The organism is Pseudomonadota bacterium (genome assembly GCA_022572885.1).
In the GTDB taxonomy this organism is placed as follows: Bacteria; Pseudomonadota; Gammaproteobacteria; order Steroidobacterales; family MnTg04; genus MnTg04.
Window position 1 is genome coordinate 15,075 of record JACZVC010000035.1, and the last position, 15,050, is coordinate 30,124.

Genomic DNA, 15,050 nt, shown 5'->3' on the forward strand with positions numbered 1-15,050 from the left:
TGGTTTCTTCATCGCCGGCAAAACGGTAGGCTTTGCCTACTCTCCCGGAAATTGGTGGTGTGATGGATGGTCAGCTCGTGCTTCTGCGTCACGGTCAGAGTGAGTGGAATCTGCAAAACAGGTTTACCGGCTGGACCGATGTCGATCTGACTGAACGGGGTTCGTCCGAGGCAGCCGAGGCCGCAGAATTATTGCTGGCGGAGGATCTGCAGTTTGATGTTGCATTCACATCGGTACTCAAAAGGGCAATCCGAACTCTGTGGGTCGTGCTGGATATCCAGGACCGGATGTGGATACCGGTAATCAGGAGCTGGCGCCTTAACGAGCGTCATTATGGCGGCCTGCAAGGACTGAACAAGTCGGAAACGGCGGCCGAATATGGCGATGAGCAGGTGCTGGTCTGGCGGCGGAGCTATGACACACCGCCCCCGGCGCTGGCTCCCGATGATCCGCGGCATCCCCGGTTTGACCCGTGCTATCGGGATCTCGATGAAACCCAGTTGCCGGCCAGCGAAGCGCTGAAGGACACGCTGGATCGGGTTCGGCCGTTTTGGGAGGGCAGCATATTGCCACAATTGCAAAAAGGCGCCCGAGTCATGATCGTCGCACATGGCAACAGCCTGCGCGCGCTGGTCAAAATGCTCGATGACATCTCGGATCAAGATATCGTCGGCTTTAATATCCCGACCGGTATTCCGTTGTTGTACGACCTGGATGACCAGCAACAGCCTGTCGCCAGGCGTTTCCTCGGTGATCCGGAAGCCGTAAAAGCGGCGGCTGAGGCAGTTGCCAAACAAGGCCTCTCACAACAATAAGACCACCGAGCACACACCTTATCACTGGCCCGAAGTCTGAATGTGCAGCAACGCCCCGCAATGCCTGCAGTGAACGGCATCCGGATTGTGACGCGTCAAACCGCAATCGACGCGTTCACAGCAATCCTTGTACGGCCGGAATATTAACCCGGTAAACTAAGGAATCAGTCGGTTACGATCGTATAACACGGATGGTAGACCTTGCCCGGCAATTTCATCCGCTGGTCAACGATGAACCCTGATAGCAGCTTGTCGATCGCCTGCATGATTGCCCCATCGCCCCGAATCTTGAACGGCCCGCGCTCGCGAACCATGCGAATTCCTGCATCCTTGACGTTGCCGGCAACGATGCCCGAAAAAACACGCCGCAGGTTGACTGCCAATTGTGCCGCTGGCAGATCGCTGCGTAGTTCGACCGCCGCCATGCTCTGATGATTGACGGCGAAGGGTTGTTTCATTTCCATGGGTATCCGCAACAACCAGTTATAGTAATAAGCATCTCCGGTTTTGCGCCGGTTGCTGGCGACATCGGTAATCGATTTTGTCATCTGCCTGGCAACCCTGATCGAATCATTTTCAATGATCCGGTAATGCTGCCGGATATCCTCACCCAGTGTTTTCACGAGGAATTCATCGATACGCCTGAAATAGGATCCGCTCCCCGCCGGGCCGGTGAAAATCAGCGGCATTTCGATAGCGTCGTTTCTTTCATCGCTGAGTATGCCAAGGAGGAATAGTATTTCTTCCAGGGTTCCGGCACCGCCTGGGAAAACCACTATTCCGTGGCCCATGCGTACAAATGCCTCCAGGCGCTTTTCGATATCCGGCAAGACCACCAGGTGGTTCACAATGGGGTTTGGCGATTCCGCGGCGATAATGCCCGGTTCGGTAACACCGACATAGCGGCCATTGCGGATACGTTGCTTGGCATGGCCAACCGCGGCGCCTTTCATGGGACCTTTCATCGCGCCTGGTCCGCACCCGGTGCAAATGTCCATGCCGCGCAGTCCAAGCTGATAGCCCACTTCTTTGGAATAGTCGTATTCCCGGGCGCCGATCGAGTGCCCTCCCCAGCAGACAACCAGTCGCGGCGGCATCCGCAAATGCAACAAGCCGGCGTTGCGTAAAATATGAAAAACCAGGTTTCTTATTCCGCTGGCGGACTGAGTATCGAGTTGATCGCCGCCATATAGTTTGCTGGATATGAAAACGATATCCCGCAACACGGCAAACAAGTGATCCTTGACGCCATTGAGCATTCGCCCATCGACAAATGCACAGACCGGCGCGTTTCGTATCTCCAGCCTGATCCCGCGCGTTCGCTGGACAATTTCGATCTTGAAGTCAGGGTATCGCTCGAAGACCTCTGCGGCATCATCCGTTTCCTCGCCGCAATTGAGCACCGCCAGCGCGCAGCGGCGAAACAAGTCATCGAGTTCGCCATGGCCCGCGTCGCGCAGACGACTCACTTCGTCCTGCGACAGCAACTCCAGCATGCCTCTCGGGGTTACCGAGGCATCCAGAGTCTCCATGCGATAACCCTGATCTTTTGGGTCACTTTCCTGGGTAGCCTGGTCCGGCTTCTTGTCGCTCATTTGCTTATTCACTTATTGGGCCCGCAACTCAATAATAGTACTCCGCCAAGGCGATATCGACAGGCCCGGCGAACCGTGCTACTGGCCAGTCCGCGAAAATAAAGGGGTCAATCCTCAATCGCGCTAACTTGCATATCGCTCGCAGCGTCGCGCACGGCAGGCCGGCGAGTCTGGAAAACTGATATGCTGGCCCACTCTGCAACATCAAAGGCTGAATCAATGAAACATTTTGCGGGACTCATCCTGGCCACCGGCCTGGTACTCACGGGTTGCGAGCAGGCCACCCAGGAAACCGGCTCCGAAGCGACCGAAGCAGACAGTGAAATAGCTGCCGATGATGTTGCCGTCGCCGACAACCCGCTGCTTGCGAAATGGGATACACCGTTTGGCGTACCGCCGTTCGATCTGATCGAAGACGAACACTATCTGCCGGCGCTGCGTGAGGGGATCAGGCGGACTCTGTCCGAAGTAGACGAGATCGCGGCCAACCCCGATGCGGCAACCTTTGCCAATACCCTGGAGGCGCTCGAAATGGCCGGCGGCGATCTGACCCGGGCGTCCAGGGTCTTTTTTGCGGTAAACTCCGCGAACTCCAATGACTCGATTCGGGAAACTGCCAAGCTGATCGCACCCGAGCTATCGGCCATGCGTGACGCGATCTTTTTGAACGAAGAGCTGTTTGCGCGGGTCAACGCCGTTTATGAGCAGCGCGAGTCCCTGGATCTGAGTGCAGAACAGTTGCGATTACTGTCCGAATCGCACAAGGGGTTTATACGCTCGGGCGCGAACCTGGATGAAAAATCGAAAGAGCGCCTCAAGGAAATAAACTCCGAACTCGCCAGCTCCTCGCAGCAATTCGGTGAGAACCTGCTTGACGAGACCAACGAGTTTGAACTGCTGGTGAGCGATCGTGCCGATCTCGGCAGACTGCCGGGCAACCTGGTCGCCCTGGCCGCCGAGGAAGCAAAGCGCCGCGGTCACGATTGCGAGTGCTGGTCATTTACTTTGCAAAGACCCAGCATCAACCCGTTTCTCGAGTATTCGCCAAACCGCGAGCTGCGCAAGAAAATCTACCTGGGTTATGCAATGCGTGGCGACAACGACAACAATGCCGACAACAAGGAAATCCTTGCCCGCATGGTTGCGCTGCGTGCCGAGCGCGCGCAATTGATGGGTTATGCAAGCCACGCCCACTTCGTTCTCAGCGACAACATGGCGGCAACGCCGGAGCGCGTTTACGCTCTTCTGGACCAGGTCTGGAAACCGGCGATTGCGCTGGCCAGGAAGGAACGTGCGGCCCTGCAGGAGATGATGGATGCCGATGGTATCGACGACCGGGTTCGCGGCTGGGACTGGCGTCATTACACGGAAAAGGTCCGCAAAGCTCGTTATGAGCTGGATCAGCAGGCGTTGCGTCCTTATTTCGAAGTCACCGCCGTTCGTGACGGCGCGTTCGCCGTGGCCACCAGATTGTTCGGCCTGACCTTCGAAGCGCGCGACGATCTTCCGACCTGGCATCCGGACCAGGAAGTGTTCGAAGTATTCGACGCCGATGGCAGCCACCTGGCCATTCTTTACATGGACTGGTTTGCCCGCGAGAGCAAACGCGGTGGCGCCTGGATGAACGCATTGCGCTCGCAGCAGAAATTTGGCGGCGATGTCAGCCCGATCATTACCAACAATTTCAATTTCCCGGCGCCGAGTGCCGATTCACCTTCGCTGATAAGTTATGGAGATGCCAGTACGACTTTCCATGAATTCGGCCATGCACTGAACGGCATGCTCTCCGATGTGACCTACGAGTCCCTCTCCGGCACCAACACACCACGGGATTTCGTGGAGTTTCCGTCGCAAGTCATGGAAAACTGGATGGGAGAGCCCGAGGTTTTACGCATGTTCGCCAGGCACTATGACACCGGCGAGCCCATGCCGCAGGAATTCATCGACAAGATCGTCGCCTCGGCAAAATTCAACCAGGGTTTTGCCACGGTCGAGTATATGGCGGCTTCCTACCTCGATCTGAACTACCACACGCTCAGCCACCCGGCTGAGATCGGTGACCCGAGGGAATTTGAAATCGCAGCCATGGAAGCGATCGGGCTGATCGAGGAGATCATCCCGCGTTACCGCAGCGGTTATTTTGCCCATATCTTTTCGGGGGGTTATTCCTCCGGTTACTACGGCTACATGTGGTCCGAGGTTCTGGATGCCGATGCATTCCAGGCCTTCAAGGAGACCAGCCTCTTTGACCAGGAAACGGCGGCGAAATTTCGCAAACACATACTCGCCAAAGGCGGTTCCGAACCGGGCATGGATTTGTATGTCGCGTTCCGCGGGCGCGAACCGTCTATCGAGCCTCTGCTCGAAAGGCGAGGAATGACCGACAGCGAATAAGCTGTGCCGTTTTACAACCCGGAAAAAAGAAAGGCGCTGTCTGTTGACGGCGCCTTTTTTCCAACCAGTGCACTGATCAATAATCGTACATCAGTGCATGCTCATAGTTTGCCAGCCGATCCTGAAAAACCGCTTGATCCCTTTCCAGGTGCAGGATCTCATGCTCGAGTTCGCCTCGACGATGCGCCATATCCTTGGCGTCTATCAGCAGTATCGCCCGTTCCTCGTTGGTGGTCTCGCTATCAATCACCGCCGCCGCAATACGCACCATGTCCTCTTCCAGTTCGTGCAATTCCTCCTTTCGGAGGGCGAGCATGCGGGTGGTATTATTTACCTGTGCGCGCAACGAGTACAAATGCTTGCCTTCCTGGTATGCAGCGACAAATGCCGGTTCGAGATCGGCGGGGCAAATTCCCGAGTAGCTATGACCACGCCGACCGACGGCAAAACCGGTTTGCGGCCGGCAGAATTCTCTCAACCCTTTTTCCCTGCCTTCCTGGTAGGCAACTAGGTCGGGTGTAACATCGTAATCGGCACATGCTTTTCTGTATTTTCCGATACGGTCAGCGTTCCGGCCCTGGGCTCCGTCCTCGAAACCAATGGCATACCAGTCGCCGGTCAAGCATTCCTCCTGGCTCATGGTCGCGCATCCTTGCACGGCAAACAGGGCCACCAGTGCCAAGGCAATCCGAATTTTCATGTCATCCTCCCGGCCGGCCGCAAATAAGCATCGGTAAATATCTCATTTGGGCAGCAGTTTAATGGTATTTTGACATAATATCCGTGACCAGGATCACGTTAGGAGTTCGATCCGCTGCCGGTATCAGTGCCCCAGCAATTTCTCCAGCCGATCGAGATCGTTGATCACCCGCCAGTTGCCTCCGCCCGCTTCCACCACTGTTTTCCACCCTTCGAGGCGGTCGAGATACTGCCTGGGATCCACATTATCGGCTCGCAACTTCGTTACGTTCAGCGCAACCACCTCGAATCCGTCCAGCTCCAGCGGGATATCCCGGATATAACCTTCCATCAGGTCTTCTTTCATGTCCGAGAATATAAATATCACTTTCCGGCCGGTTTCTTTTTCGTTGAGGTACTCGATCGCCTGCAGAATTCCGCCGGTGATATCGGTGTATGGCGACGACTTGACGCTGCGTGTAAACGCTGCGATCTGCTCCGAGAAACGGCGCTTCTGCCGGTTCGCGGTACTCGGACGATCGTCGAAAGTCACTTTCGCGATAATGTCCTTCTCACTAAAACTACCCGTATCGATCCGCGCCACGGCGAAACTGTCAGACGGCCCCAGCCTGGTCAAGGTGTAGTTAATAATGTGCTCCGCCTTGTCCAGTTCCTGGCTATAGGTGCCGGAAGTGTCGAGCAGCAGATACGCACCCGTGTTTCTGGCAACCGGTTCCCCGCATGCCGTGAGCAGGAAAATGAGGATTATCGGCAGAGTCCGAATTTTCATGGTGACACCTCTTTAAGCTGACTGGCCGAATCGTTGCGTTTCCTGACCACCATGTGCTCGATCCACAATGGCACGATGATCAGCAGGTCGTAGAGTTTCTGCAAAAAACTCGCGCCATACCGGAAGGCATTGCCCAGGACCCGCATCAACAATGCAACGATGCCCAGCAAGCCTATCCCGATCACGCCAATAACCGTACGCATCGAATGCACGAAGGTTTCCAGCGGGATGGCAACGAATACCAGGGCAAATGGCAGCACGAAGCCCATACCCATCTGCGCTGCCGTCGTTATCCATTGGAAATTACCGGCCACCATCAGCGTGGTGTCTCCACGCAGCATCGCGCTGGTTGCCAGTTCGTCCTGCAGCAATATCTCGCGCATGTAGGCGAGGCCCGCTTCCACACTGGCCAATAAAAACAGTATCGTAAAGGTTACCCATATCATCCTGACTCTCATCTTGTCCGGTAATGCGCCGATCACCGGGAACAAGCGCGTTATGCGCATGGCCTCCATCAAGAACAGGCCCATGGTGATTTCGACCAGGATGATTACCAGGGCCGCGATATCGGCAGCCCGAAAACTACCGATAAAATTCGTACCACCGACCATCTCGGCCATCGGGCGGGCAATCAGCGAGAAATTGACGGTCGCGCCGCCAAGGGCGACTACCAGGACCAGCGCGGAAACGAAAAACTGCACCAGCGACGAGGACGAAAGCGTTTGCACGGCCCTGTCGGTACCTTTGACGATGTCTTCATATTCCTTCATATGCCGGTCGATAGCGCGCGACCTTTTTAACAGGCTATCGATGTTTTTGGTGACCGCCGACAGCGTCTGCTGAATCTTGATCCATTGAGGCATCATGCCGCTCAATATTTTGTGCCGTGCCGCACTGGCTTTTCGATATTCCTCTATCGCCTGATTGTGGGCCTTGAGCAGTGACTTGTGGATATCGGCAAGGATGTTGCCGATCATGTAGTCGCTGGGGGCATCAATCTTGGCGACTACTTCAACGGCCTTGGTCCAGCCCGGCGGAGAGGGAGGAACATCGATCGCGTTCTGGTGGTCTTCATCGATCCGGGCAATGGCCTCGTTCAGCCTGCGCCGCAAAGCCGGGTACTTGGACAGGTCTTTATCTACAGAATCGCCGACCCGCTCAAACTCGCGTTCGATAATCCTTTCCTTGACTTCCCGTCCCGCGGCCAGAAGCACTTCCTTGTTGCGCTCCGTGAGCCGTGCTCCCGCCCGGCCAATCGAGCGTGAGCCAATGCGCATGGCATTGTGCAAGATCCCGCCGGCGCTGTGGAGCGCCGCATGAACCGTCGACCTCGCCAGGTAAAGGACTGCAATGATGATCACCGCCCAGATAATGCCCGACAGCACCGGACTGGGGGTAATGGAAAGGAACTGCTCAATGCTCATGATGTGTCTCCCATGGACAATCGCCGTCCGCGCATAAGCTGGCACGGCATGCCTTTAAAGGCATCACCTCGAACGTCGGTATCGCAAACCGCCGGCGACACAGCGGGGAGAGTTCAGCGAGGCCGCCGGTGCGGCCGCCTCATGGAGACAGATAAATCTGCTTCGGTAACCCCGCTATCATAGGAACATCCCTTAGATCGGTGGCTTTGCGACCCCTTCTTTCGAAAAGGTGTGCCCTTCACAATCGACTCGAGACTGTCAGGGAAGTATTGAGATGTCAATTTCCCCGAATTTATGTAAAACAGCGCCGCGCACAATGGCTCGCGGCGTTGCCGTCCCGGCATTCGCATGCTTATCGCGACGGGGCCTGACTAACCGCGGGCAGCCACCCATCGATTCCTGCCGTGCGTTCTTCAGGTTGTCTGCCATTGCCGACAGCCCTGTTTATGCGCATTCTGGAGAAGAAAATATTGCGCGCGAACGCAAATTGCTGTCGCCAATACTCAACTCAGAAGGAAATAGACGACGCTGGCGATCACCACCACGCCGATCAGGTTGAGTACAATGCCTTCACGCGCCATTTGCCTGATGGTCAACTGGCCGGATCCAAAAACAACGGCATTCGGACCGGTCGCCACCGGCAGCATAAATGCAAAACTGGCGCTCATCGCCGCCGGCACCATGAGCAGCGCGTGATCGATACCTGTATTGATTGCCGCGGCCGCAAGAATCGGCATCAGCAGCGTGGTTGTGGCGGTGTTGCTGGTCACTTCCGTCAGGAAAGTTACCGACAGACAAATAATCACGATCATCGGTAGCAGCGGAAGCTGCCCCAGTCCCGCCAGTGCGGCGCCCAAGGTCACGCTGAGCCCCGAACTGACGAACGCCTTGGCAATGCAGATGCCGCTGCCAAACAGGATCAGGATACCCCAGGGAATCTTTACCGCGGCATCCCAGACCAGCAGGCGGCTCCCGCGGCCGTTGGGTATCAGGAACATCGCGATTACGGCCAGCAATGCAACGCTGGCGTCATTTGCGGTCGGCAACCCGGCCAGTGCGCTCCAGCCGCCAAAAGGTTCTTTGCGGGTCATCCACAGGAGCGCGGTAATCGCAAAAACGATCAGCGTGCGGATCTCTTCCGAACGCCACCTTCCCACATCGGGCAATGCAAGCTCAACTTGTTTTTTGAGCCCGCGCGTCAGCCAGATACCGGTGATCGGGACCATGATCATGACGACCGGAAGCGCCCATTTCATCCATCCGAGGAAAGTAATCTCGATCCCGGTGTTTTCCGCGTAGACTTTCATGAAAATCAGGTTGGGTGGCGTACCAATCGGCGTCCCCAACCCACCGATATTGGCGGCATACGCTACCCCCAGTAAAAGACTCACTTTCATGCGGTTGTCGGTCACTTTTTCCGTGATCGCCAGTACGATCGGCAGCAACATCAGCGTGGTCGCGGTATTCGATATCCACATGCTGAGTACCGCGGCGGCGGCCATGAAGCCAAACACCAATCGTCGGGGACTGGTCCCGCCAAATGCGTGCACCATGCCGAGCGCGATTCTGCGGTGGGCGCCGCTTCTCACCAATGCCGTTGACAGCATGAATCCACCCAGCAGCAGGAGTATCAGCGGGCTGCCATAGGCTTCACCGACCTGAGTGGGCGTCAACACGCCAACCAGGGGCAAAACAGCGAGCGGTATCAGCGAAGTCGCCGGTATCGGAATGGGTTCGAAGATCCACCACATGGCGCATATCAGCGTGATGCCGGCGGTCCAGGCAACGTCCGGCGTCGATCCACCGTAAAACAGCCCAACCCCGAGCACGGCCGCCAGTAGAGGGCCGGCAACCAGTATTGCCACTCTCATCGAAATATCCCAACGCTACTTTTCCAGCACATACAGTTGCCACAAATCCTTGCGATCCATATGCAGAAAAGGCCTCATCGCCATGCGCCCGGTTTTACCGATACTCTTTTCCAGGAACCTCATTTCCTCGAATTTCGCCCGCGTCCTCTCTCCGACAGGCTCGTCAAAGCCGTTCTCGCGCATCATCAGCACACCTTTCGCGCGCAGAGCGAGCTCGGTGTACAGACGCAAATAGCAAAGCATATCGACGACGACGGGCCCCTTGAACTTATTGGTCAGCTCGCCCAGGTACCTGCCGATCGAGGATTCCGCAAACTCACTCGAGTTGATCTGCTCGAGCAAACTGGCATCCGCATCGAAATCCAATTGCAACCAGTCATGCATGGACCGTGAACTTTGCAGGTAGATCACATAGAGCACGGGCGGCAGCACCAGCAATATCAGCATTGTCGATTGTATCGGAGAAATCAGGAAATGGTTGTATAAGGAATGCAAAGCGATCGCGATCGCGAGTCCCGGTAGATACATCAAGGGATTGATTCCGATACTTCTTTCGGTCAGCGCCTGGGTAAGGATGCCAAAAATCGCGGTGGCGCCACCGTGCATGATCGCCGTGCCAAACCCGCGGACTATCCAGACACCGATGTTGGCGCTATCCAGGGTCTGCAAATAATAGAGATTCTCGACCAGTGCAAAACCGGCACCGACGGCAAAACCAAAAATTGCCGCGTCTACCAGGAACCCAATACGACTGGTCCTTATCAAGACAACGATCACCGACGCTTTTAGCAACTCCTCGAGCACCGGCGCGACATAGCGCGTGTAGCCGGTCCACTTCATTTGCGTCAAATCCAGGATCCCGGCGCCGACGAAGTACGTCAGGGCCGAGAGCAGACCGCCGATACCGATCACCCAGATGATTGTGCGCATGGACACCAGCTTGTAGCTATCCATGTACAGCAGGATCACCAGGAAAATAATCGCCGGGAGCAGCCCGATTGGTGCAACGACAAACAGGTTCTGGGTCATACGCTCTCTTCTGCCAGTATGCGGTAGCTTGTATTCATGGCTACCTTACTAGCAGGCGCGTTAAAGTACGTCAAATGCTGGTAATTTAAGCGATGCCATCCACTCATCGCCCAGTTTGTTACCGTTCTCGCAACCCTCGACGCAAGTTGCCCAAAGCGCCATATCCAGGCAATGAGCAAGGGTGAACTGGAAATCCAGCTGCGCCCCAGGGTATACGCGGTTCTTTCGAAAACAGAGTGGACCCGCGAGTATCACAATATTTTGAGAGAAACCATAAACTCATCCGGTGAGCCGATGACACCGTCGCCCGTCCCGACGGCATATCCTATTGACAGAGTCATGTTCAACCGTGAAAGCACTGTAAATTGAAAATCTATCTGTGCGCCATAAGAATTTACCTTGCGGCGTATTGCACTGTCATCTGTGTTGGTGACCAGGGTAGCTGCGAACAAGGCGGGGCGCGCCCATGACAGATAGAATCCCGGACTGCCAACCCGTCGAAATCGGATCGGAGGAAGGTTCCACTCGACCAGCGAACGATAGAAATTTCTGCCGGCAATTTCATTGAGTTCGAAGCCTGGCATTGCATACGACTGCCTATAGCGCTTGATGTCACCTCTATCGACGTAGTTGTTGCCGAAGCCGCCGAAGAAAAAGTTGGCGAACTCATCGAGCGGCTCGCCATCCGCATAACCTGCCGAGTTTCTGAACCAAATCGACGAATGTTTCCACCATAGTGGAATTCCAAAATCGAAGTTGCCAAAAAACTTCGGAATTGTATCCCCGTTGACGTAATCTGCGGTGGCGATCATTCGCCATTTGAATCCTTTCTCGTCATCGACATTACCCAGGGAGGACTTGATGTGTGAATAGTTGAGATCAACCTCGAACGTCGTCAGCTTGTCGAACGCGACGCCGATATTCTGGTATCGCGGTAACCGATCCATGTTGGTGTAGTGGTTGACTTCCGTATGGAAATTAAGTCGTCGCGGCTCATCGTAGACCAGGGTCTTATCATAGCCAACGTAAAACCGGTTGCCCTTTAGGCTCTCCTTGGTGGGGCCAAAGAGATCGTAGAAATCTGCGAAGTTGTATCTGGCCCCGGCATGCCAGGTGCCGGCCAGGGGTGTCGCGTTAGCAACCACATGGCTGTAGTCCACACTCAAATGAAAGCGCTCATCGGCAGGAAGATCGCGATCCGGGCTGTAGGTTGCAGACAATTCCAGTGTATCGAACATGATCGCGTCGGAAAATTTAAAATTCAGCCCGACGGCGACCGAATCCTTGTAGCCCTCGATGATCGGATACCAGGATTCAAAACTCAGGTTCTTGATCGGCACATAGCGGCCTTCACCGATTTTCAGTTCGTCAAGATTGATATCGGTTGGAGAATCGGCCTCCCAGTCAGCAAGAAAGGGGTGCTTGTTAATAGTCTCGGTACCGAGAAAACTAATCGCACCTACGTCCTCCAACGGGGCGGGGTGGATCGTCGCAGGGACGAATCCATCACCGGTGTAATGAAAAATGATAAGTGAGCCATCTTCGCGGGGGATCGGCCGAAAAAACCCACTCTCTGCATTACTGACAATTTCCAGTTCCTCGGTAGCCAGTTCATAGCGCCAGATGTTGGAAACGCCGGTGTAATATGAGCTGCCGAACAGATACTGGCCGTCCGGAGAGAACACGAACCCCTCGGGAATCGACTGGCCGAGATCGAACGATTTGAGCGGGACCATTTCCTCGTTCAACAGCGACTCGATTTCAAAGATGCACAAAATTTGCTGGCCTGATACATCGCCGAAAGAACTGGACAGCAATTTACCGTCCGGCGATATGTCCATGTCATACAGAGAGGTACCGTAGTCAAATGTCTTGATCACGTTCCACTCTTTGTAGGGGTAGGGAATGCGTACGAGCGATGCAAGGCCATGCAAATGCCGTACGCCCCAAATGGATCTGTCGCGGCGATTGAATACCAGTTCGCCGATACGGGCGTCCCGGAGCAGCATGTCTGTCTTCCCCGTTTGGAGATCAATTGCCATCAGGTCGCGAAAGGCGTAATTGTCGGCGGTGTAGAAGAGCGTTTTGCTGTCCGGGTCGTGGGCGAGCGATGTCACCCGGTACAGCATTGGACCTTTGATATCCTGCAGGCGCCTGATGCTGCCATCATGCATTGACATCGCTCCAACATGGGCAACGACCCCCTGGTAACGAAACGCCGCATAAAGCGTGCCGCTTTGCTCATCCACGTAACCGCGAGAAACCGAGCCAAGTGCCCGGCCGGACAGATTCTGATACGGGGTGGTTGGGTACCGGCGTACCGATTCAAGATTCCTGGTTTGAAATTCCCGCTCGAATTCAATCCAGCCCTGCCAGGCTGTATTTAGCGTCAAACCAAAAACACGCTCAAACTCTTTCTCGTACGAGCGCCTGCTGTCTTCCTGCCGCGATACCCACGTGACCAACTTGTCCGGATCGTAGGTCAGCGCCAGGTAAGTCATAAAGCGCGTTCCGTAGAGGTAGGCATTGACGCCGACCTGAAAATCAACCTTAGTGCCTTCCGCAACCAGGCCCAGCGGATCGTAAAAGTGGGCGTTGTCCCTGACCATCGAGCGGAAGACCATTTCGTCATAGGCACCCTGCGCGCGGCCCAGCCCTCCCGCCAGCCAGGTTTCTATGAAAACGGCAATGCCTTCATGATACCAGCGGGGCGAGTAAAGCCGCGGGTTGGTCAAGTAAGAATAAAAAATTGTTTCTGGATGGGCCGACTCGGCCCGGACTTTACCGCGAAAAAAACGGCGCGCTCGCCTGTCGTTGCTGTTCGCTTGGTCTGTAGTAACCAGATGTACAAGCTCATGATTCATCCAGCTGCGCATACGTTCGGCAGGCGCTGTCGTTTCATAGGTGGGCGGTCGGGGCGCTATATCGACGAGAACCTGGTTTCTGGGGACCGGAAACGCGCCTGCATTGCCATGATCGGCAAAGTCCGTCAATAAGACGTTAACTTTGTCGTGGGGCTCATAGTTGAAAATCGAGCGTTGGCTGCGCATCGAATTTTCGAAGCTCAGCGCGGCATACGGGACGAGATAGGATTCGCCCGGGCTGAAATAGAGCAGCTTCATATCGCGGGTTTCGAAAAAATCGAGGCCTTGTGCATTAGCCGACTGATATGTCCCCAATACGAGCGCGATAGACAGGAGCCAGCTCTTCGGAGTTTGCATGGGAATCCTTTTTTTTATTCTGAAATAATGAGAAAGGATACAACGGAAATGTTCCGTTGTATCCTTTGATTGCAGTACCGATCGCAGCTTTTGCCCGAAATCAGGACTGCGAACCCCTATCCCTCATTGTCGCTGATTTTTCAGAGCGTTGCTGAACAGTTCGGCGTTGAGCGCCTGACGGAAGGCTTGATTGCTCAGTGCGTCACGGAAGCCTTCGCTGCTCAGCGCATTGCGGAAGCCTTCGCTGCTCAGCGCGTCGCGGAAGCCTTCGCTGCTCAGCGCGTTGCGGAAGCCTTCGCTGCTCAGCGCGTTGCGGAAACCTTCGCTGCTCAGCGCGTTGCGGAAGCCTTCGCTGCTCAGTGCATTGCGGAAGCCTTCGCTGCTCAGTGCGTCACGGAAGCCTTCGCTGCTCAGCGCATTGCGGAAGCCTTCGCTGCTCAGTGCATTGCGGAAGCCTTCGCTGCTCAGCGCATTGCGGAAGCCTTCGCTGCTCAGTGCGTTGCGGAAGCCTTCGCTGCTCAGTGCATTGCGGAAGCCTTCGCTGCTCAGCGCGTTGCGGAAGCCTTCGCTGCTCAGCGCATTGCGGAAGCCTTCGCTGCTCAGTGCATTGCGGAAGCCTTCGCTGCTCAGCGCATTGCGGAAGCCTTCGCTGCTCAGCGCGTTGCGGAAGCCTTCGCTGCTCAGCGCGTTGCGGAAGCCTTCGCTGCTCAGCGCGTTGCGGAAGCCTTCGCTGCTCAGTGCATTGCGGAAGCCTTCGCTGCTCAGCGCATTGCGGAAGCCTTCGCTGCTCAGCGCATTGCGGAAGCCTTCGCTGCTCAGCGCATTGCGGAAGCCTTCGCTGCTCAGTGCATTGCGGAAGCCTTCGCTGCTCAGTGCATTGCGGAAGCCTTCGCTGCTCAGCGCATTGCGGAAGCCTTCGCTGCTCAGTGCATTGCGGAAGCCTTCGCTGCTCAGCGCGTTGCGGAAGCCTTCGCTACTCAGCGCGTCGCGGAGACCTTCACTGTTCAGCGCGTCGCGGAAACCTTCGCTGCTCAGTGCGTCGCGGAGGCCTTCACTGCTCAGCGCGTCGCGGAAGCTTTCGCTGCTCAGCGCGTTGCGGAAACCTTCGCTGCTCAGCGCGTTGCGGAAGCCTTCGCTGCTCAGTGCGTTGCGGAAACCTTCGCTGTTCAGCGCGTCGCGGAGACCTTCGCTGTTCAGTGCGTTGCGGAAGCCTTCGCTGCTCAGCGCGTTGCG

At 55.8% G+C, this 15,050-nt stretch carries 10 protein-coding genes and 1 riboswitch; of the genes, 2 read left to right on the forward strand and 8 right to left on the reverse strand.

Annotation, left to right across the window (positions count from 1 at the left end; translation table 11 throughout):
- The first annotated feature begins 62 nt into the window (after positions 1 to 62).
- Positions 63 to 815, forward strand: coding sequence for a 2,3-diphosphoglycerate-dependent phosphoglycerate mutase (gene gpmA / locus IIA05_11585; protein MCH9027735.1), 753 nt, complete (start codon positions 63 to 65; stop codon positions 813 to 815).
- A 164-nt stretch (positions 816 to 979) separates the two neighbouring features.
- Here the strand turns inward: gpmA and IIA05_11590 are convergent, their stop codons facing one another.
- Positions 980 to 2,338 carry an LOG family protein gene (locus tag IIA05_11590; GenBank protein ID MCH9027736.1) on the reverse strand — a complete coding sequence of 453 codons (1,359 nt, stop codon included), beginning with the start codon at positions 2,336 to 2,338 and terminating at the stop codon, positions 980 to 982.
- A gap of 291 nt (positions 2,339 to 2,629) precedes the next feature.
- Between IIA05_11590 and IIA05_11595 the strand changes: the two genes are divergently transcribed.
- Positions 2,630 to 4,804, forward strand: a complete 2,175-nt coding sequence (locus tag IIA05_11595) for a peptidase M3 (protein MCH9027737.1) — start codon at positions 2,630 to 2,632, stop codon at positions 4,802 to 4,804.
- Between the two features lie 76 nt (positions 4,805 to 4,880).
- Here IIA05_11595 and IIA05_11600 read toward each other — a convergent pair whose 3' ends face one another.
- The 7 genes from IIA05_11600 to IIA05_11630 form a co-directional block, all read right to left on the reverse strand.
- On the reverse strand, positions 4,881 to 5,504 hold the full coding sequence (locus tag IIA05_11600; GenBank protein MCH9027738.1) for a DUF2799 domain-containing protein: 624 nt from the start codon (positions 5,502 to 5,504) through the stop codon (positions 4,881 to 4,883).
- Between the two features lie 123 nt (positions 5,505 to 5,627).
- Positions 5,628 to 6,272, reverse strand: coding sequence for a VWA domain-containing protein (locus IIA05_11605; GenBank protein MCH9027739.1), 645 nt, complete (start codon positions 6,270 to 6,272; stop codon positions 5,628 to 5,630).
- The gene (locus IIA05_11610; GenBank protein MCH9027740.1) at positions 6,269 to 7,696 is read right to left on the reverse strand and encodes a hypothetical protein; all 1,428 of its coding nucleotides are present in this window, start codon (positions 7,694 to 7,696) and stop codon (positions 6,269 to 6,271) included. The genes IIA05_11605 and IIA05_11610 overlap by 4 nt, the downstream gene beginning before the upstream one ends.
- Positions 7,697 to 7,857: 161 nt before the next feature.
- A riboswitch (cyclic di-GMP riboswitch) is annotated at positions 7,858 to 7,942 on the reverse strand.
- Between the two features lie 257 nt (positions 7,943 to 8,199).
- The gene (locus tag IIA05_11615) at positions 8,200 to 9,567 is read right to left on the reverse strand and encodes an SLC13/DASS family transporter (protein MCH9027741.1); all 1,368 of its coding nucleotides are present in this window, start codon (positions 9,565 to 9,567) and stop codon (positions 8,200 to 8,202) included.
- 15 nt (positions 9,568 to 9,582) lie between these two features.
- Positions 9,583 to 10,596, reverse strand: a complete 1,014-nt coding sequence (locus IIA05_11620) for a PrsW family intramembrane metalloprotease (protein ID MCH9027742.1) — start codon at positions 10,594 to 10,596, stop codon at positions 9,583 to 9,585.
- Positions 10,597 to 10,847: 251 nt separating this feature from the next.
- Entirely contained in the window at positions 10,848 to 13,817 is a 2,970-nt protein-coding gene (locus IIA05_11625) for a hypothetical protein (protein ID MCH9027743.1), read from the reverse strand.
- A gap of 123 nt (positions 13,818 to 13,940) precedes the next feature.
- A partial coding sequence (locus IIA05_11630; protein MCH9027744.1) for a hypothetical protein occupies positions 13,941 to 15,050 on the reverse strand: 1,110 nt, incomplete at its 5' end.